The sequence below is a fragment of the Candidatus Glassbacteria bacterium genome (assembly GCA_019456185.1).
Classification (GTDB): domain Bacteria; phylum Gemmatimonadota; class Glassbacteria; order GWA2-58-10; family GWA2-58-10; genus JAJRTS01.
The window spans coordinates 6,393-26,698 of the sequence record VRUH01000053.1 but is presented as its reverse complement, the minus strand read 5'-3'; the positions used below and the strand labels follow the sequence as shown (position 1 = coordinate 26,698).

General features: G+C 59.2%; 14 protein-coding genes, 1 tRNA gene and 1 pseudogene (1 of these 16 only partly in view). 9 read left to right on the top strand and 7 right to left on the bottom strand.

Translation table 11 applies throughout. The features are described from left to right. The first annotated feature begins 40 nt into the window (after window positions 1-40). Together FVQ81_15090 and FVQ81_15085 are read left to right on the top strand one after the other, a co-directional pair. Window positions 41-751: a hypothetical protein gene (locus FVQ81_15090; protein MBW7997861.1), complete on the top strand. Its 711-nt coding sequence runs from the start codon at window positions 41-43 to the stop codon at window positions 749-751. Between the two features lie 213 nt (window positions 752-964). Next, window positions 965-2,131 (top strand): hypothetical protein, encoded by a 1,167-nt coding sequence (locus FVQ81_15085; protein MBW7997860.1) that lies wholly within the window; start codon window positions 965-967, stop codon window positions 2,129-2,131. Window positions 2,132-2,337: 206 nt separating this feature from the next. On the opposite strand, the gene FVQ81_15080 is transcribed toward FVQ81_15085, so the two are convergent. The 3 genes from FVQ81_15080 to FVQ81_15070 are packed head-to-tail and all read right to left on the bottom strand — an operon-like array spanning window position 2,338 to window position 6,259. After that, complete coding sequence (locus tag FVQ81_15080; protein MBW7997859.1) at window positions 2,338-4,341, bottom strand: hypothetical protein; 2,004 nt, start codon at window positions 4,339-4,341, stop codon at window positions 2,338-2,340. Between the two features lie 54 nt (window positions 4,342-4,395). Continuing rightward, complete coding sequence (locus FVQ81_15075) at window positions 4,396-5,250, bottom strand: hypothetical protein (protein MBW7997858.1); 855 nt, start codon at window positions 5,248-5,250, stop codon at window positions 4,396-4,398. Beyond that, a complete protein-coding gene (locus tag FVQ81_15070) occupies window positions 5,081-6,259 on the bottom strand; it encodes an aminodeoxychorismate synthase component I (GenBank protein ID MBW7997857.1) in 1,179 nt (392 codons plus the stop codon). The genes FVQ81_15075 and FVQ81_15070 overlap by 170 nt, the downstream gene beginning before the upstream one ends. A gap of 176 nt (window positions 6,260-6,435) precedes the next feature. Between FVQ81_15070 and FVQ81_15065 the strand changes: the two genes are divergently transcribed. From FVQ81_15065 to FVQ81_15055, 3 genes are all read left to right on the top strand, one after another. Next, a tRNA-Arg gene (locus FVQ81_15065) sits at window positions 6,436-6,512 on the top strand. A gap of 434 nt (window positions 6,513-6,946) precedes the next feature. Further along, complete coding sequence (locus tag FVQ81_15060; protein MBW7997856.1) at window positions 6,947-10,216, top strand: PQQ-binding-like beta-propeller repeat protein; 3,270 nt, start codon at window positions 6,947-6,949, stop codon at window positions 10,214-10,216. Further along, window positions 10,213-11,208: a hypothetical protein gene (locus tag FVQ81_15055; protein ID MBW7997855.1), complete on the top strand. Its 996-nt coding sequence runs from the start codon at window positions 10,213-10,215 to the stop codon at window positions 11,206-11,208. Before FVQ81_15060 ends, FVQ81_15055 begins: the two co-directional genes overlap by 4 nt. Before the next feature lie 68 nt (window positions 11,209-11,276). On the opposite strand, the gene FVQ81_15050 is transcribed toward FVQ81_15055, so the two are convergent. Then, window positions 11,277-12,077, bottom strand: a complete 801-nt coding sequence (locus tag FVQ81_15050) for a hypothetical protein (GenBank protein ID MBW7997854.1) — start codon at window positions 12,075-12,077, stop codon at window positions 11,277-11,279. A gap of 292 nt (window positions 12,078-12,369) precedes the next feature. Here FVQ81_15050 and FVQ81_15045 point away from each other — a divergent pair, with 292 nt between their 5' ends. Further along, window positions 12,370-13,650 (top strand): ABC transporter permease, encoded by a 1,281-nt coding sequence (locus FVQ81_15045; protein ID MBW7997853.1) that lies wholly within the window; start codon window positions 12,370-12,372, stop codon window positions 13,648-13,650. A gap of 442 nt (window positions 13,651-14,092) precedes the next feature. Continuing rightward, window positions 14,093-14,848, top strand: a complete 756-nt coding sequence (locus FVQ81_15040; GenBank protein MBW7997852.1) for a fibronectin type III domain-containing protein — start codon at window positions 14,093-14,095, stop codon at window positions 14,846-14,848. 49 nt (window positions 14,849-14,897) lie between these two features. On the opposite strand, the gene FVQ81_15035 is transcribed toward FVQ81_15040, so the two are convergent. The 3 genes from FVQ81_15035 to FVQ81_15025 all read right to left on the bottom strand — a co-directional run bounded on the left by FVQ81_15035 (window position 14,898) and on the right by FVQ81_15025 (window position 18,502). Beyond that, entirely contained in the window at window positions 14,898-16,139 is a 1,242-nt protein-coding gene (locus tag FVQ81_15035; GenBank protein ID MBW7997851.1) for a pectate lyase precursor, read from the bottom strand. A gap of 447 nt (window positions 16,140-16,586) precedes the next feature. Then, a complete protein-coding gene (locus tag FVQ81_15030; GenBank protein MBW7997850.1) occupies window positions 16,587-17,312 on the bottom strand; it encodes a hypothetical protein in 726 nt (241 codons plus the stop codon). Next, complete coding sequence (locus FVQ81_15025) at window positions 17,270-18,502, bottom strand: hypothetical protein (GenBank protein ID MBW7997849.1); 1,233 nt, start codon at window positions 18,500-18,502, stop codon at window positions 17,270-17,272. The genes FVQ81_15030 and FVQ81_15025 overlap by 43 nt, the downstream gene beginning before the upstream one ends. Before the next feature lie 393 nt (window positions 18,503-18,895). Here FVQ81_15025 and FVQ81_15020 point away from each other — a divergent pair, with 393 nt between their 5' ends. After that, a complete protein-coding gene (locus tag FVQ81_15020) occupies window positions 18,896-19,834 on the top strand; it encodes an isomerase (GenBank protein ID MBW7997848.1) in 939 nt (312 codons plus the stop codon). A gap of 28 nt (window positions 19,835-19,862) precedes the next feature. Beyond that, a pseudogene (locus tag FVQ81_15015) lies at window positions 19,863-20,306 on the top strand (DegT/DnrJ/EryC1/StrS family aminotransferase) (it continues 661 nt past the right edge of the window).

Sequence of the window (20,306 nt, the reverse complement as noted above, 5' to 3'; positions counted from 1 at the left end):
GGCACTCAACACGGACTATGTGGATATGCTGGTGCCGCCGATGCACAATCTGAAGGATATCGACGACCCCTCGATCCCCGAGGCGTTCGAGAAAGCCAAGCAGGCGGGCAAGGTGGGCTGGATGGGGTTCTCCTGCCACAGCGACATGACCAATATCCTCAACAAGGCCCGCGAGCTGGGCTACTACGACGTGACCCTGATGAGCTACGCCGACGCCGACAACCCCACGTTTCTGGACGCGGCCCAAAAGGCGGTCGAGGCGGGGATGGGGCTCATGACCATGAAAGGCCTGCCCAAGCGCGGGGCCGAGGGCAAAACGCCGGAGATTGTCGCCCAGGTTACCAGCCGCTGCACCTCGATGGTGGGACCGGAGCACGCCCACACCGTGCTGGCCTCGATGGGCAGTTTCCAGTCGGCGGATTTCTACCACGGGATCCTCGAAACCAAGCTCGGGCTTATCGACCGCGGCCTGGAAAACCGCTACTGGGCAAGTCAGCGCGGCAGCTACTGCAGCATGTGCGACCGCTGCACGGGTGTCTGCCCCGGCGGCGTGGAAATCCGCAGGGTGCTGCGTTACCGGATGTACGACACCGATTACGGGCTGAAGGATTACGCGCGCGCCAAGTACGGCCTGCTCGATTCAGGATGCAACGGCGCGGCCTGCGAACAGTGCGGACTCTGCGAGCAGGTCTGCAAGCGCGGCCTCCCGGTCCGCGAGATGCTGCGCGAGGCCCATGCCAGGCTGGCCTGAAAACCGTTCAGAGATAACCTGGATTTTTCACCCAGGGGGTTGCCGTCCGGCAGCCCCCTTTTTTTTGAAACCAATTGTTGGATTTGTGTCAGGACGACACTCTGACAAGTCTTTTCAAACTGCTGGACTTTTGGGGCCGAATTACTGCATAATGTTGATGCATCTGTTTATGCCTTATGCTGCAAGCCTGTCGACGCGGGGGGACCGTTGATATTGCGCCGCACGATTACCTGTCTGCTGCTGGGGCTGGGATTCTGCCATCCCCTGGCCGCGCAAGGGATTTTCATCAACTACTCCACGGCCGACGGGATGGTGTCCAACGACAGTAAAAGCGTTGCTGTCGACCAACTGGGCCGGGTCTGGATCGGGGCCAAGGGCATTGGACTGTCGATGTTCAACGGGACATACTTTACCAAATACACCCCGGTGAACTCAAGCCTCGACGGCAGCCCGATCAAAAACATTTTCATCGACTCCAGGGGCCGCATCTGGTTCTGTCAGGCCAGTTCCGGCCTGGCCATCTACGACGGGACCTCCTGGTACGGCTACTCTTCCACGGACGGTCTCATCTACAACCACACGTTCATGGTGGCCGAATACTCCGGCAAATACCTGGTCGCCACCCAGCTTGGACTCGGCATACTGGATGGCGTCCAGTGGTCGTCGTTGACGCGGTTTGACGGACTGGCCGAAGATTTCCTGGGCTACGTATATGTCGATTCGAAAAACACTGTCTGGCTCGGTAACAGGACCATGGGAGTGACCTACGGCAACCCCGAGGACGGCTGGACGACAACCGACTTGAGTGACGACGACACACCTACCCAGGTCAGGGTGCTGCTGGAGGACCTGGACGGCAATCTCTGGATCGGAACACGGGGCAAGGGCGCGGTGCGTTACGACGGCAGCGAATGGAAAACATTCACCACCAGCGATGGGCTCGGAAGCGATAATATCTGGGGGATGGCGGTGGACAGTTCCGGCAACATGTGGTTCGCCACTAACGGGGGCGGACTCAGCGTGTTCAGCGGCAGTAACTGGGACACATACACAGTTGAGGATGCCGGTTACACAGGTGAAGACCATGCCGGATGGATCTGGGCTAGCGCTGTCGCCGTGGCTGCGGATGGTTCGATCTGGGTGGTGACCGGTGCCGGAGCAAGCCGTCTTCCACCCGAGAATATCCGTCCCCTGGGACCGATCTGCGATATCAACCGCGACGGTCGAAATAACGTAATCGATATCTTTTCTCTGATCCTGATCCAGCGTAACAACTCATCAGACCCACGCGCCGATCACAATGGTGACGGCCAGTTATCGATAGCCGACGTGATCGATCTGCTGCTCGATATCCGTGACGGTGTATGCAACAGTCCTTAGATATCGACCGCCTTGACCAAAGAGACCGGCCCCATCGAGGAACCGGTCTCTTTTTCATGTGCGACGTTGCGAAACCAAAATCCGGATATTTTAAGACTCAGCTTGACGGGGGCCGGCACGTTCATTGCCGGAGCCGCCAGTGGAATCCCATCCCGCTCCCGCGGCGAAAAGCAATGAACGTGCCGGCCCCCGTCCTTACAGCTTCTCTAATCGAGCACTTCCTGCAGCGTAGTGCGGCGCCATCTGTCACCTGCGCCCGCATGAAGCAGATAATTTTCCAGCCCGGCATCAACCTCGCCGATCACTTTCAACCGGGGTCCCATCAGCGAAAGCACCTCCGGGATATCCGTTTCACGCAGGATACCCAGATAGTAGGGTCCCTGCGTATGGCTGGCGGGCGGTGACTCGACAACGGCTTTGACCGGTTCACCACCGGCAAGGAGGGCCGCGTAGACACCGTTCACTCCCAACGCTCCCCTGCCGGAAACTGTCAGGCGGGAATTATCCACCTCGTCCAGCGAGCGCAGCAGATCGAGCGAGCGGATTATCTCGTAGACCCGCATCCCGTCGAAACTGCGTCCGATAATTGTCGCCTGGCGCCTCATCTGGTGCTCCAGCGAGTCATCAACAGCCCGATAGCCGATATTGAGCAGTTCAACCACCAGCACCGCCCGGTCCCCCCAGTCGTAACCTTCTTGCTTTTCCAGTGTTCGCAACCAACTGGATATATCTTCGCCATTCTTGATCACCAGGACTGCCGGCAGTTTGGTGCCATTCTCAATCTGTGCCGGGAGCGAGTACTGGCCGCTGATCCTGATTCCGTCCCAGCCCTCGAATGTGACTTCCCTGATCCGCCTTCCCCAGAGAACGCGCTCCTCGCCCCAGCTTGGTGCCGGCGCCCGCTCATTGCTCGGGAAATAACCGAATACCCGTTCGCCGAGGCGAACGGCAAGCTGCTCGAGCTTGTCGTTGCGCTCGTTGATGCTCATTTTCTGCGGAACTGCCACGGCGCGCGGCATGAATTCCTCATGGATCCTGGTCAGGCGCTCATTCAGCGGAAACCCATCGCGCATGGCCTGCAATTCGCTGACTGAAAAAGAGGTGTCCACCGCTCCGTGCTCGGTCACTTTCACATCCCTGCCCAGGAACAGGCGCAGGTAGAACTCGTAGACCGGCAGCCTGATCCTCTCGCTGTCCGCGTGGCCGCCGGGGACAGTGGCGGTACCTATTTTATCCCCCGCGCCATAGAGTTCATAGACCTGGCGCATCCCGTCGGCGAGCTGGCTGAAATACGGCATCGGGAACAAAGGATCGCTTTCGGCGTTGCACAGCAGCATCGGCCGCGGCGCGGCCAGGGCGCCCATCTCGATATAAGTCAGCCCGTAAGAGTTCATCGGGTACATGCAGTCGCAGTGCAGCACCGCCAGCCGGTCCTCGATATGCCCGGAAGAGCTGCACACGCCGCTAACCGGCGCGCCCGCTGCCACCCGCTGGTCGAGAGCGGTCAGGAAGAACGTGGTCACTCCGCCGCCGGAAATCCCGGTTGCCCCGATCCGGTCGGGGTCGATCTCGGCGCGGGTGAGCAGGTAGTCGATCATCCGGCGGGCGTTATACACCTCCACCGCCAGCGGGCTGTATCCCCGGCTGATCAGGTGGTACCAGCGGTTGTAATACAGCCCGTGATGGGTCACGTTCAACTCGCCCATCTCGATCGTGTCCATGATCAGCACGGCGATCCCGCGCGAGGCAAACCATGCGCCGTGGTGCTTGAACCGGGTCTTATTACCCCACGGCGGATTGGTCGAGTGGCCGCTCTGATAGACAATCACCGGGCAGGGTTTTTGGCCGCTGACGGGAAGGTACAGGTTGGCTGTAACATAGACTCCGGGAGCGGTCTCGGCCACCAGACACTCGACCGTGAATTGTTCCCGATTGATCGTGTTGGTCACTGTCACCGGTGGCGGCTCAGCGGGCCAGGTCCGGTCGAAACCCATCACGTGCTCCAGCTTCGCCTGGATCTCTTTTCGGGTTTTCTCCCAACTTTCAAGGCTGCTCAGCCCGGCCAGCGCGTCCTGCGTGCGAGCCGCGGTGGCTCGTTCCATGTGATGCTGCAGGGCGGTGTAGTGCTCGTTCCAGGCCTCAACAGGAACCGCTGTCGACAGCATCAGCGCAGCGAAAGAAGTCATTGCCGCAACTTTAAGATAGCTCATGAAGCCTCCCGGAATTGGTTTGTATGTGGTTGAAATAATCTATGCCAAATAATTTCAGCGATCAACATACACCGCCTCCACCAGTCCCGCCACTGCGTTGCTCACCCACAGCCTGTCGGCTCCGGCCAGATCTGAGCGAGTCAATACCTTGTCGCGCACCGGCTGCCTGCCCCGGGCCTTGAGATATCGGCGATACACTCCCGGCAGCACGCCCGCTCTCAGTGGCGGCGTGCAGAGCACTCCCCCCCGCTGGGCATAGACGTTCGTGATCGCGCCCTCGGTTACCTCTCCCCGCTCGTTGACAAACAGGCAGTCGAACAAACCCTTCTTCCGCGCGATTTTCCATGCCCGGTCGTACAACTCGCGGCGGGTGGTTTTGTGACGGTAAAACACTCCGCCGCTGTCCACCGGCTCAGGCCAGAACGCCACTCTCACCGGCCCGGCTACCGGCTCCACCGGTTCGCTTGCCACGGTCAGTTCGCCCAGTCTGTCCAGCAGCAGACGGACCTTGCGCCGGCCTGCTCCGCCCGCAATCTCATGCTCAACCGCCTGCCGCACCCGACCGCGGTCGAACGGGCGGTCGAAATAGCGCGCCGAGTCACGCAGGCGGTCAAGGTGGTACTCCAGCAATGCGATCCGATTGTCTTCACACAACATCGTCTCGATCAGCCGGAATTCGTCGCCCCCCTTTTCCAGCCCGGTCAGAAATCTCGTCTTGAGACGGCATTCCGCGTACTCCTCACCGCCCTTGCTGTCGGCCACGATCCCGCAGCCCGAACCCAGCACGCCCCGCCCGCCGTTCAGTTCCACCGTGCGGATCGCCACGTTGAAACAGCTCTCCCCGCCCGGCGCGGCGTAGCCGATTGCCCCGGGTATAAACTCCGCGCGGGGTGTCCTCCAGCCCCGCAATAATCTCCATCGTGCTGATTTTCGGCGCTCCGGTCACCGATCCGCTGGGAAATATTTTGCCCATTACCTCTGCCACCCCTGCTCCCTCTCGCAGTTGTCCCTCCACCGTGCTGGTCATCTGCAGCAGGCTGCGGTACCGCTCGACCCGGAACAGATCCGGAACCCGCACACTGCCGGTGCGGCAGATCCGGCCGAGGTCGTTACGGAGCAGGTCGACAATCATCAGGTTCTCCGCGCGGTTTTTACGGTCGCAGCGCAGCCGGGCTGCCTGGCGATAATCGCCGCGGAGGTCCAGTCCGCGCCCGATCGTTCCCTTCATCGGTCTGGTCGTGATCAGCCCGCTGCGGTCCGTGCGGAAAAACAGCTCCGGCGACAGCGAAAGCACCCGCCAGTCTCCATCACTGATCATCGCCCCATAGGGCACGGGCTGGGCTGTCCGCAGAGCCCGATAAAATTCCAGCGGATCGCCGTCGAACGAGAAATTCCAGCGCCGGGTGTAGTTTACCTGGTAGGTCCTCCCGGCGGCGATCAATTCCCAGACCCGCTCGACATCGGCGCTGAACCGGCTCTCATCGGCGTCCAGTTCCAGTCCGCTGACAGCCCACCAGCCCGGCTTGCGCGCTTTATCTGCGGCAGCCGGTTTTTCTCCCAGCCACTCACCTGCGCGGTGATCGAACACCATCGGCCTGCGGTACAGCCCGAACCACACCAGCGGAGATTGCGGCTGAGGAGGCGCCAGGTGCAACAGTTTACCCTCGACCCCGTAGCCGGCCTCGTAGCTCACCGCGCCGGCCGCCCACATTCCGCCCGATACCGCCCTGTCAAGCTCATCGAGCGCGGCGATCACCTCTTTGTAATCCCGCGTGGCAATCACCTGTTCAGGTTCTGTAAAGAGGTAGCTGAAGCGGTTGGTCCGGTCCTGGAGAGAGCAATCCAGCAGCACCCAGCGGTCAGTGCCGCACAGGGAGGAATACAGCGAATCGAACGGGAGTGGGAAAAATCCGCGCAACAAGTTGCTCCGTATCGTCGTTCTTAACCGATGATTGCTGACAGAGATAGCAAAGATACAACCGAGACGACGGGCATGTCAAAGACAGGGAGATGTCATCGGGTGGCGAGGAGTGCAAATCTTGCCATCGCCTGGACGTTCACGTATATTCATCACCCCAAAAGAGCGAATAATCAGCCCCTATAGCTCAGGTGGATAGAGCAGCGGTTTCCTAAACCGCGTGCCGCGTGTTCGAGTCGCGCTAGGGGCACCATATATAGCAAGGACTTAGAGCAAAGTCTGACAAAAAAACCGCTTGTCTTCTGAAGAAGCTTGCCAATTCTTGTCAATTTGCCGATCCTTGAACAACCCGTAAGCTGTGTTTCAAGCTGCGGGTTTTCTTATTCCGGGCAACCTATCGAGCGCAGATGCACAATGTTCTAAGTCATATGTTGTGTAACGGTCCGTCGAAAGATATCTTCATCCGCTTAACCGAGCTTGTCTCTGTTTTGATAACAATTCATCAAAAGCTTTTGACTTCCCCGCCCTGGAGGCTTAAAATAAAAATGATATGGCTGGCAACTCCCTTAGAGGCTTTTCGACAAATGCATTGCCGGGGTAATCGCTCGAACCGCCCTTGACTTTTACACCACCTTAAGTTTCCGGTATCTGGACCCCTGTCCCTCGCACTCCTCCACGGAGGCTCTCATGTTTCCAGGCCGTCAAGTTTTTTATCGTCACAAAGTTAATCGATTCTTTCCTGCTTGCGTATTGGTCGCTACCTGGCTGCTGCCGATTGCGGGCCTCTCTCTCGCAGCGGAAAAAGAGAGCGCGAGCGTGGCCGAACATCTGAAGAAACTGACCGGTATCGACCGAGGCCTCTGCAGCGTAATCGGCGCAGAAAACGGTGACATTGCCTTGAAGCTGGCTGCAGACGGCAAGCTTCTGGTCGACCTGCTGGACCCCGATTACGATAAAGTACTGCAAATGCGCGGCCGGGCGGATGAACAGGGGACTTTCGGCAGGTCGTTTACCGCGGACAAAACATCAACAGCCAGGCTGCCCTACTCCGCCAACACCGTGGACCTGGTGCTGGCCATCCAGCTTTCCGGCAAGCAATTAGACGCTCTTTCTGCAGCGGAACTCGTGCGCGTTCTCGCGCCCCGGGGAAAAGCAGTAGTGGGCAGGCTGAACGATCGGGCAGCAGGCAGCGAGGCATTCAGCAGGAAGCAGCTCGAAAGATGGCGGGACAAGGTGGAGAACGCTGAACTCCGGATCGAAGAGGACGAAGTGGGCTTGTGGCTTGTACTGACCAAGCCACCGCTGGAAGGTGCGGACGACTGGACACATTGGGAGCACGGTCCGGACAACAACCCGGTTTCCCGCGACACTGCGATCCGGGCGCCCTACATGACCCAGTTCCTGGGCCTGCCCTACTACATTGCAATGCCGGCCATCACCACGATAGCCGGTGGGAAAATCTTCACTGCCATGGGACACATAGCTCACCACGTGCGCGAGGAACCCTGGCTCAACACCCTGATCGCCCAGAACGGCTACAACGGCCTGGAGCTGTGGCGCCGTAAGATTCCCGACGGCTACCTGGTTCACCGTTCGGCGTTCATCGCCACAGAAAACACTTTTTACATGGTGAACCATGACGGTACAGGCTGCCTTATGCTCGACCCGGAAACCGGCCGTGAAAAGGGCCGGATCAACCTCCCGGAACTTCAGGGAGAATGGAAATGGATGGCCCTGGTCGACGGGGTTCTATACGTGCTTGCCGGAGAACAGAAAGACCCGCCGGAGACCACCGTGGTACGCAGCTCTGCCAGGGCCTGGAGCTGGGACGACCTGAGTACAGGCTACTACGAACAGCGTATCCCCTGGGGTTTCGGTAATACGATCGCGGCTTACGACCTGGCCACCGGCAAGGTAAAATGGGTCTACGATGAAGAAACACCCATCGATTCCCGCGCTCTGGCCATGGGCGAGGGCCGGTTGTATTTCTATTGTCCGGATTCGCACCTGGGCAGCCTGGATGCGGCCACTGGCAAGCTCGTCTGGTCCAACAGCGACGCTCGGCTGAGGCAGTTGATCGAGGAACCCGGCAGAGGTCTCGTATCGACCCCAGGATGGCGCACCACCTGCTTCTGCATCTATACGCCCAAGGGATTGTTCTTCGAGGCCCAGACCCGGATGAACCTAGTGGCGGTCTCTCTGGAAGACGGCAAAATGATGTGGCATCGCCAGAAGACCTCCAATAATCCCAACATGCTCTACCTGGACGGAAACCTCATCGTGGGCATAGGTCCACAGGGCTACGTTCAGGTGATCGACCCGCTGACCGGGGCCACCCTGGAAGACCTCGGTTTCCGCAAGCGCTCCTGCGCACGGGTCACCGCCTGCTGGGATTCTTTCTTCTGCCGGGGCTGGCCGGAAGGTTTGACCCGCTACGACAGGCTCACTAAAAAGGTGCTCTTTAACGGCGCGGTCAGACCTGGCTGTAACGATGGAGTGATCCCGGCCAACGGACTGCTCTACATGGGTCCCTGGGCCTGCGACTGCAACCTCAGCCTGATGGGCCGGGTGGTGATGTGCCCGGCGGGTGATTTCGATTTCAAGCCCGCGATCGAACCTGCCGGACGGCTCGAACCATTCCGCAAGAACTTGAAGAGGGTCGCTGCGTTTGAAACGACGGACCTGGACTGGCCCACCTACCGCGGTGACAATGACCGCAGTGCCAGCACCCGCGCGATTGTACCCGGGAAAGTCCATAAAGTATGGGAGTACGCCCCGGCGGCAGAGTTCAGGCCCAGTTCGCCGATAGCCGCGGGAGGTATGGTTTTCCTCAGCGGTGACGACAGCAGGGTAAGAGCGCTCGATGCAGCCACGGGAAAAGAGCGCTGGTGTTTTCTGGCGGGAGGTCCGGTACTCCAGCCGCCAACCGTGTGGAACGGACGAGCCTATATCGGAGCGGGGGATGGCTACGTTTATGCCCTGGAAGCGGCAACGGGTGAAACCCTCTGGCGCTTCCAGGCCGCTCCTGTTTCGCGCAAAATCATGATCTACGGCTCGCTCTGTTCGACGTGGCCGGTCAACAGCGGGGTGCTGGTCCAGGACGGCAAAGCCTACGCGGCCGCCGGTATAATCGACTACGACGGCACTTACGTCTACGCCCTCGATGCGCTCACCGGTAAACTCATCTGGCAGAACACGGGTACCGGACACCTGGACGAAGCCTTGCGCAAAGGCATATCTGCCCAGGGCACTCTCACCCTGGCCGGCGGCAGGCTCTGGATGCCCGGCGGCAACGTGGTCTCTCCGGCTTCCTTCGACCTGGCCACGGGCAAATACATGGGCGCCGGCGTGGTTGACGGTTCACCCCGGGCCAACCGCGGCGAAGAAATCGGCGTGGTGGCCGGCAAGTACGTGATGTACGGCGGCAGGCTGCGCTTTTCAGCAGCCGAAAACGTAGTCAACCCGGCTAACTTCAGCGTTATAGACATTTCGGACCCCAAGCCCGAGGACAGAGGATTGTTCCTCCGCAACGGCAGGATAACTCCGGCCTGGGACGACACCAGGATGGTCCTCACCGACGTACGTTATACTGCCCCGGTCTGTTACAGTCTTGACGCTATCGATGAATACGTGCAAGCCGGTGACAGGAATGCCCGGCCCGCAAGCCTATGGCAGTCGACAAAGCAAATGGAGGGCAGGCTGCGGGAAAGCGATACGGTCTCTCTGGTGTTGGCCGCCAACGCCCTGGTGGAAGTATATTCCACCGAAGTGGTGCGCCACAGGAACCCTCGCTGGAGAGTTCGCGCCTCCAGCCTGACCGACGGCAGCCTAATCTGGGAAGAGGACCTCGGCTCCCCCGCCATGCCAGGAGGCCTGCTTGTTGACCGGGACGGCAGGGTCGTCGTGGTGCTGGAGGACGGCAGGATGGTTTGCTTTGCCGCGGGGGAAGAAATATGAACTCCGGACTGAAGATGCGGGTGAAATACGTAATCATCTGCGTGCTGATCTCGGCGGGAGTCACCGCCGGCGGGGTTAAGGCCTGCTTTGACCTCAGCGTGCGGGACGCCGCTTACGATGAAGACCGAGACGTGCATTTACTGACCGTCATTGCCGAAGACGGCGATCCCGGCGGTGAGGAAATCTTCGCCGGTCTGGAAGAGTGGCTCGCCGGAGCCGGTCAAAAGCTGAACCTGGACCTCGAACTGGTGGACGTGGACGCCCCCGGAGTCTCCTGGCCAGCCTATGGCATTCCTTCGGCTCCACCGGCCGTTCCCGTGGTCGTGCTCACCGGCCGCAGGCAGGCTACACTGGGCGGTATGAGCTTCCTGGTGGACCACTGGGAACCGGGTCCGGACAAGAAGGAACTTGACCGATTGAAAACATCTCCGGTCAGGGAAGAGATCCGTAAAGCGGCCGGACGAAGCATGGCAGTGCTGGTCTTCATCCCGGGCAGCGACAGCTACGAAAACTCGGCGGCGCAAGTGGTAGACGAAGTGGCAAGGTCGTGGTCTGATAAAACGCCGCTGGGAGTGCCGGTGTTGCGCGTTGAAAGGACGGAGGCTGCCGAGAGGCTGCTGCTGGCTTTCCTGGGCGTTAAGGATACCGGCCCCCCCTGGGCGGGGGTCGTTTTCGGCCGGGGCAAGCTGATGGCCCCGCTGGTGGGAGAGGACATTACCGCGGAAAACCTGAACACGCGGCTCGAAACCCTGGCTGCAGACTGCACCTGCCTGCAAAGTTCCTCGTCACTGGGTGTCGATCTGCCCATGGAGTGGGACGGCCGGGACGACGCTGAGGTTCTGGCACTGAAGACAGGCCTGCGGCTGGACGGGAGCATGCCCGCTCGGACAGGAATTCCGGCAGTCGTTTTCTTGACATTCGGTGGACTGGTAATTCTGGTGGTCTTCGCTTCTTTCTGGATCGTACGCAGGAGTAACGGTAGACCTGTCTGAGGCAGGGATCGTTTTTTGCCCTCACCTGTGTTTGCAGTATCGATCGAGAGTGCTGTAATCACCGGACCCTACCTGCCGGCGGCTTCCGCTTGTTTCAGTATCCTCACCACTTCCATATTCCCTCCCAGCTCGGCATACTTGAACGCTTTGTCGCCATCGATGTCTTCCACGTTCAGGCCTGCTCCCGCTTCCAGCAGCATCTTGACCACATCCACGTTACCGGCCATCGAGGCGCGCATCAGGGCATTGGAGTGGTAAGGGTCGTCAGGGTCCTTTTCATCGACGTTGGCGCCTGCCTCAAGCAGCAGTCTGACAATTTCCGTCTGACCGCGGTAGGCGGGCTGGACCAGGATCCCCCGGTTTTCCGTGGCGTTGAGGTCCAGTCCGGCCTTCAGCAGGTGTTTGAGTATGGCCACGTTGTCCTTGTTGACCGCGTGCTTTAACACGCTCAAACCGTTGGACTCCACTGCGTAAGGATCGGCTCCTTTTTCCAGCAGCAGCCCGGCCACTTCCTCGCGCCCCAGGTCGATAGCCTGGATCAGGGCGGTAAAGCCCGAGTTGTTGACCGCGTTGATCCCGGCGCCTGCTTCCAGCAGCACTTCTACAACTTCCAGCCTGCCGATGGCGCTGGCCCACATCAGCGCACTCATACCGAAATTGTCCTGCCTGTTCACTTCCGCACCCGCCGCCAGCAAGGCTTTCACCTGATCGAGACGACCATGCCGGACCGATTCCATTAACGGAGTAAGACCACGACTGCTCCCGGCTTGCGGTTCCACCGCGGCAAGGACCGGAACCAGGAATAGGGTCAATCCCCACAGAGTGCTGATCATCCTGCGCTTAAGGGGATACAGGGAAGCGTAACTCATTGTTCTCCAGCAAGATTTGAAAGTGAGGAAATCGTGCCATCACGGACTTATCAGTTCATATTAAGCCTGATCTGCGGTCTAGTCAATTTCAGGCTGACCTTTTGACATAAAAAGCAGACCCCGTTATCTTGGTTTCTACCACAGACGCGGCACATTGGGTTATCCGGATTTCGGCAGGAGAATCACTCTGGGACTGCGCAGTACGTTCGCTAAATAGATCTGCGTTAAGCGCTGCAGATGCGTTCGGGGCATCTCGCGGCTAAAGAAAGTTTATCGTGATATCGGGTGTAAAATGACTCTCTGGCGGCTGGTCATCAAAGAAATCAAATATCAGAAGCTCAACTTCGCTCTCGGCCTCTGTTCGGTGTTCGCCGCGGTCTGCATCCTGACCGCACAGTTGACCGTATTGAAGGCTCACGACAGGAAAACCGAGGCCATCCTGGCGGCGAATGAAGCCGAAACCGCAGAACAAATGGCCCTGCTGGAAGATGATTACCGTAAAATCATGAAGAAGCTGGGCTTTAACCTGCTGATTCTGCCGGGAAGCCAGAATCTGGAGGACTATTACTCCAGCGGCTTCGTGGAAGAATATATGCCCGAGGAATACGTGCCGAAGCTGGCCGGCTCCGGCCTGATGACGATCAGGCACCTGCTGCCGAGTCTGAAAAAGCGTGTCGAATGGCCCGAACAAGGCGGCAGGAGCGTGGTAGTGGTGGGCATTCGCGGAGAAGTGCCTATCACTCACAGGCAGCCCTCAGAACCGATACAGACCGCTGTTGCACCCGGTGAAGTGGAAGTGGGTTTCCGCCTGGCACGGGAACTCGGCCTGGAACCCGGACACAGGCTGCGGTTATTGGGAGAAGAGTTCACCGTGAGTGAAATACTCGGCGAACGGGGCACGAAAGACGACTTTGCCCTGTGGATCGACCTGGCCACGGCCCAGCGCATGTTCGACTGCAGGGGGAAAATCAATGCGATCCTGGCCCTGAAGTGCCTATGCCCCGGCAACCAGTTGTCCCAGATCAGGCAGGACGTGGCCGGCATTCTGCCGGCAACCCAGGTAATCGAAGTGGATTCCAAGGTGGTGACCCGCGCCGAAGCCCGCCAGAGGGCGGCCCAAGCGGCCCAGATCGCCCTGGCGGCCGAACAGGCTAACCGCCTACAGGTTAGGACCGAGTTGGAAAGATTCGCGGTCTGGCTGGCGCCTGTGGTGATATTGGGAGCTGCGCTCTGGATCGGGCTGCTCTTTACGGTCAACGTCAGGCAGCGGCGCAACGAGATCGCCATACTCCGGGCCCTGGGGGTCGATGCGAAAAAGATTCTGCTCGCTATTCTGGCAAAGGCCGCGCTGATTGGAGTGGTTGGCGCACTACCCGGCTATCTGGCCGGTTTCGGCATTGGGGTGGTTATGGGCGAACTCGAGGCAGGACCACAGAGTGCCGGAGCACTTTTCAGCACCGGCACTCTGGTCCTGACGCTCGTTTGCGCTCCTTTTACAGCAGTGGTTGCCAGTTGGCTCCCCGCTCTGGCCGCAGTTGCCAGGGACCCGGCGGAAGTCCTCCGCCAGGAGTAAGCCGGCGTGTTTCAGCTTAATAAGCTCGGAAAGGTATCCCGCGGCGCCCATCGGGTCCGCCGGTCTGTGCCCCGGCCGGAGGATTTAGTTGAGCAGATTCAGTCGATGGCGGCTTGAATTCTTTCCTATTAACAGGGCTCGAGTTCGGAGGGCAGGTTATTCAAACGGAAAACTCTGCGAGCGAGGAAGGTTTTTAACCTGGGGAAAGGAGGATGGAAAAACCAGTTGCAATTGCTGAGTACCACGCATTAATTTTCAACATCGAATGTCCCACTTGTTCTGACGACATACATCAAGTGGCCAATCGAATCGCGGCTGTTGGCTTCCCCGATTTTACTCGCGGGAAATGGAGCACAGTTAGGAAGATTGATGTACTCGGCCTGTGATAATCTTGCAGTATAAAGTTGTCCTCGCCCGACTAAATTGAAACAAAGAGGTCTGCATGCGGAGCAATATGCCCTTTGCCGTATTGATCTGTTCTTTAACGTCTGCGCTATGTTTGAGTTTTCCAGACCGGGTGGCCCTGGGTTCGGACAACACCGGCAGTTCTGACCCGGCTGCGGACGTACGGCCGGCTCCTCCCCGGAACCTGTCAGCCATCCAGCAAGACCGGAGAGTATTGCTGCGCTGGGAAGCACCCGAACCCGCAAACGAGATAACAACGTACCGGATATACAGGCTCAGGGGTAGCAACGACAGTTTTTTACCAATGGCAACTTGCCCTGCGGGGCAGCTTTCCTACCTGGTCGAAAAGCTTGAGCCGGGAAGTACATATTACTTTGCTGTGACAAGTGAAACCGGCTCGGGCCTGGAAAGCGACAGTCTTTCACCGGTAATACAGGTCAAGGAGGCTCAGAACGGGAAACTGGAAATAAAAAGAACTCTGGAGACTGGAACGGGCTGGGACAATATACCGCCCGAGGCTCCTGGAAATTTCAGCGGGAGAATAGTGGCGCCCGGCAAATATCTTCTCGAGTGGAGCGCCTCCCAATCAGCAGATGTACTTTATTACCAACTATACTACTCGGCAACTTCACCTCCGCCAATCGGGCCGGAGAACCTGATCGCCAAACTTCGGCAGGGAGCGGTTTCTTTCTTGCATATCCGCACCCCAAAAGTCGGCGGCGCTCACTATGCCGTTATTGCGGTGGACAGGCAGGACAACTTAAGCCGCCCTGCTCTCTATAGTGAACAATAATCTGAAAGAAAACGTTCAGGACCTTGTTTAATAGTTTGTTTGGGTCTAATTACCTGCCGGTCTCATCAAGAAGTTCGGCAGCAAGCACATTGCAGTACTCCTCGATAGCCGTATAGCCGGACTCCATCACTTTGCCGCAGTCCGCCTTATCCTCCGGATTCAACCCCTTTGATAGTTCCCATTCATCCGGCATGCCGTCATCGTCCGAATCCAGCGGCGGAGATAAAGGCTTCAGGCAGCTCAGCAGGCCCCCGGCCGGTTCCGAGCGCCCCCATGAGCCCGTGCAGGTAGCCACTTCTCTCACCGTGCGCAAGCTCACCTGGTCGCGCGGGAAGCAACCAGCACCTGCAAGGACGAGCTTATAGGCCTCCCTGGGATCATGGGTCTTTACCCTGGCAACCGGGTATTCACTCCCGGCCCGGACTCCCCTGTCGGCGTATCTTTCCAGCCCATGCAACTTGGCGGCTTCGGCCCAGGGGTCCTGAATCATCCCCAGGCTGTCGATGAAGTTGTCCCTCAAGTAGTAAGACACCCCTTTCACAAAACAGAAGGGAAAAATCCGGGGATCGCTGGGACCGCGCTTGTAATAATTGCCGATAATGTTGAAACCGAGGTTGTTGGGCGGATGACCCTCGTGCGACAGCCCGTCGCGGAAGTTGTAGAAAACGTTGTTGCGGATATCAGCCGGCCCGTTAGCCACGGCGGGGTTGCGGCGCCGGTGGTGGGTGAACAGGTTGTGATGGATGGAAATCCTGGTGCCGCCTGGGCCGCTGAGCAGGCCAACGTTGTGAGGGCGGCCGTCCGGGTAGCCAACCGGGTCGGATTCCTCGAGGGCACACCACTGAACGGTGATGTCTCTGCTGTTGTAGATTCCCATGTTTTCATCGCTGCCCCAGGAAAGCGAAATGTGGTCGAGAATGCAGCCCGCCACATTGTTGAAAGAGACTGCATCCTGGTTGAAACCCGTGTGCGGCCCCGGTCTGATACGCAAGAAACGGACTACGATATCTTCCAGCTCCGGCCCCGGCCTGGTGGTCATGGGGCCCCGTATGGTTATCCCCGCCCCTGGAGCTGTCTGGCCCATGATGGTTAACCGCCCGTGCTTTATTTCGATCGGACCGTGGATTACACCGCTCACCTCGAAAACCACTATGCGGGAACCTTCCCGGCTCACAGCCTCCTGCAGGCTGCCCGGTCCTACCGGGTTCAGATTCGTCACTTTGATTATCCGCCCTCCCCTTCCGCCAGCTGTGTAGGCACCGAAACCTTCGGCTCCAGGAAAAGAGGGCAAACCCTGTTCGCTGTCATTGCCCAGTGCCGGGGCCACGGCAGTAAGCAGACTCACAACAGCCGCTATCCGGGTTAGACAACCTGTATCGATTCGCATCAATCGCTTTCGACAATTTGACTGAACTCAGCCAGTCTCACCGATCTAGCTGTGTCCAGTTTAACTTTTTGTCTCTTGCCACCGACAGTCACGGTGTAGGGTGAGGATACCTTCCGCTTGCCACTGTCCACAGAGAACTGTATCAGCTCCGCGCTGAACCCGGCCATGAATGCGCTGATCCCGCCTACCCACTCCAGACCAGAGCTATCAGGTAACCCAGGATCACCAGGTAATCGTAAGCTGAAACACATTTCAACCAGACCGCCCCCGCAGCCGCAGCCGCCGGTACAAAAGCAGATATCTGTGAGTATTCGAATTCCGAAACCGGATCGTTATTAACTCAAGACTCAATCATTTATGCGGCGGCGCCAGGTAATTCTGGATATCCAGCCAGTGGACGCGCATGACCGCGGTCTTTTTGCGCAACTGCTCGATCAGGTTGCCCCCGATCAGGAAAGTATCCTCGTAGCGCGGGTCGTCCGCATGGGCCACCAGATCGATTCCCCCGTCTTCCAGCAGGGCGATCAGCTCGTTGGTGTTGTCGAACTCGTCGCGCATGATCTCGTTCCACTGGAGGTTGCCCTCTTCGCCGTCCCAGTCGGCCACCTTGCGCGGCACCCGCGGCTCACCGGCCAGGATATCGGCGTTGAGGTCGCGGATTACCTGGGCGTGGTAGAAATTATGGATCGAGCGGACCTCGCTGGCCCACATTTTCAGGCTAAGCGACAGATTGCGCAGGAATTCCTTCTCCGGCGCTCCCTCCAGGTCCACCAGCTTAGCTGCGGCCGACCGGGCCAGCGACAGCGCTCTGCGTAAGCCGCGGTCGTTCCAGGCGGCCGTGCCGTCCATCCGGCCCCCGTGAAGGTCGATATAATCCATCCGCGCCTCGCTCTCCCTGACATTGAACACGTAGGGCAGGAACCAGGACTCCTCCTCGGCGGTTAGCAGGTCGGGCTTGATCACCAGCGGCCGGGTAAGGTACCTCATCGACACGCCGCAGTAATAGTTGCTGTAGCTGGCCCCGAGCAATCTCTTCAACTCCAGCGCCCGGTGGAGGTCGTAAAGGGCCTCGAACACCTGCTCGCACTTGCGCGCTCCCCCGCCCAGCGCCCGGCGACCATTCTGAGCAACTCCAGACGTTGAGACAGGTTGGTTGTCGGGTTGGCGATACAGATTTCCACCAGATCGAGCAACTTCGACACGGTCTCAGGGGAGTCCTCGTGACGGGCGTACATGGCTGAGCTGCCGACTGAAAGAACCCTGATCTCCGGATCGTGATAACGCTCCATGCTCTGGATCACGCTCAGCGGGTCAATCAGGCCCATGAACGGCCAGGCCTCGTTGATCAGCGTGCCGACACCACCCATCCGCGAGTGGTCGCGGCTGTCGATAAAGGCGTTCTCCGGCAGCAGCGGCAGAACCACGTCCATTTCGTTCTGCCAGAAATTGACATTGCTCCAGCGGAAATCGATCTGGCCGCCGCCCGCGCGCGCCCCCCGCAGGACCGCCAGCACGAGGTCACGGACCCGCTGGCCGGCGCTGCGGTTCATGCAGTGGCGGGGGCCGTTGGGGCCGGGGTACTGGGCCGCCGCCCAGCACAGACCCGAACCGGCGTCGTTGGTGCCCGAGGAGAACACTTCGATCTCGGGGGCGCTGCGCAGCATCTCGGCCATCATCGACTCGATCATCTCCCGGGTCTCGGGCAGGTCCACGCACCAGGCGAACGCCTCGCCCCTGCTGCGGCGGGGATGGTCCACCCTGGGGCCTCGCAGATGGGGGTTTTCCACGAAAAACGACTCGGGGAGCATCTGCGAGTTCTTGCCCGCAAATATGGCCTTGAGGCCGAGTTCGTTGATCACGGCGCGCTTGGCCTGCAACAGGGCGCGGTTGGCCTCGATCCATTCGGCCGGGAAATGGGGCGCCAGCCGGGGATGGGGATAGAACATCCAGGGCGCCGAAACATAGCAGGCGTATTGGTGCCACGGGCTGCCGCCCGCGGGGATCTGGAACCAGGCTTTGTCGGCGATCCCGCTGATCGCGATCTGGACATGGCCGTACTTTTTCATCCGCGCGGCCAGTTCGGCATAAGCGCGGAACGTCTCCACGTCCCTGGCGGCGCGCACGTTGAACTGGAAAGTTTTCTCCGCGGCAACCGCCGGTCTGGCGAGGTCAACGGTCGGGATGGTCGTGGCAAGCAGCAGCACCACTACTGCCCGCACCCGTACACTGAAATACTTTAAAACAGACTTTCGGGAATAATGCCTCATCTTTGCTCCTTGTACCCGAATTATGCTGTCTAGTCAAGAAGATTTATGGTCAGCATCTTATTACACCAGCCGGCTGGCGGTTCGTGATTCTACCATCGAATCTGAAAGCGGTCAAGTCAAACCGGACTGAAAATTCCGCCTCGAAAGCGCTGGAATGTTTATTGCAGAAGCATTTACGGTAAAAAAACCTGCAGGCGACAGAACTGTAAAAAATACTAATCGTCCAAAACTCAGCCACGGCGAAAAAAAATGATCAAAGCCGCCTGTGGACGGAGATCTGTTGCATTGTCTTGTATCGGCCGGATGCTTATATATCTTGATAGGGACTATCCTCTCAAGAGCGGCAGATAATTCTCACCTTTACCGAAATCCAACTTCAACCCGGTGCGGCCCATGTCAGTTTTCATTCATCCGCAGGCCATTGTCGAGAGCGAGGCCATCGGCGAGGGTACCCGTATCTGGGCTTTCGCTCATATCCTGCCCGGCGCGGTAATCGGCGCTGACTGCAATATCTGCGATCATACTTTTATCGAAAATGACGTCCGGCTGGGTAACGGGGTCACGGTCAAGTGCGGTGTGCAGCTCTGGGACGGGCTCGAGATCGAGGACCGGGTATTTATCGGCCCCAATGCGACTTTTACCAACGACCCGTTTCCGCGCAGCAGGCAGAAACCCGAAAGCTTTGCGCGGACCGTGATCAAATGCGGCGCCTCGATCGGCGCGAACGCCACAATCCTGCCGGGCCTGACTATCGGCCGGAACGCCATGGTGGGCGCCGGCAGCGTGGTCACGGCCGACGTGCCGGCCAACGCGATTGTCAAGGGGGTGCCCGCCAAAATCTGCGGATATACCGGTGAACTGCACAGGAAAAAGACGTTCAGCCTGCCGGAAACAACGACCGGCGCCCCCGGAGTGAAATTCAGTGTGCCGGGCGTGAAACTTTACGAAATCCCCCGCTACCGCGACATGCGCGGCTCGCTCAACTTCGGCCAGTACCCGGACCACCTCCCGTTTATTCCAAAACGGTTCTTTATCGTCCACGAGGTCCCGAGCGCCAAAATCCACGGCGAGCACGCCCATAAAACTCTCGAGCAGCTTTTCGTCTGCCTCTGCGGACGGCTTTCGGTCAACCTGGACGACGGGGTCAACTCCGATTCCATCACGCTCAATAACCAGGACTACGGTCTCTATATCCCGCCGATGGTCTGGGCGACTCAATACGATTACTCGCCCGACGGCATGCTGCTGGTGATGGCCTCGGATATCTACGACGAGAACGAGTATATCAGGGACTACGACCAGTACCTGGCCGCGCGGAAGCTGAAATCCTGAGCCCCTGCGCTGAATCGAGCGACCTGCCATGATCAAATTCTGCGAACCAAAGCGCCAGAACGACGCCCTGGCCGGGGTGATCTCCGCCGCCATCCGGCGCGTGCTGGAGAGTGGGATGTACTGCCTCGGCGAAGAGGTGGAAGCGTTCGAGCGCGAGTTCGCCGCTTACTGCGGCATCCCTTTCTGCGTTGCGCTCAACAGCGGGACCGATGCGCTGGAGCTGGCCCTGAGGGCGACCGGGACAGGGGCGGGCGACCGGGTGGTGACAGTGGCCAACGCCGGCGGCTACTCCAGCGCGGCGATCCGTCTGCTGGGCGCCGTACCGGTCTACGCTGATATCGATTCGCGGACCATGAACATGGATCCCTCATCGTTCAGCCGGCTGGCTCCCGGCTGCCGCGCGGTGATTCTCACCCACCTCTACGGCAGGATCGCCGAAATCGAACCTGTCGTGACACTGGCCGCCGAGCAC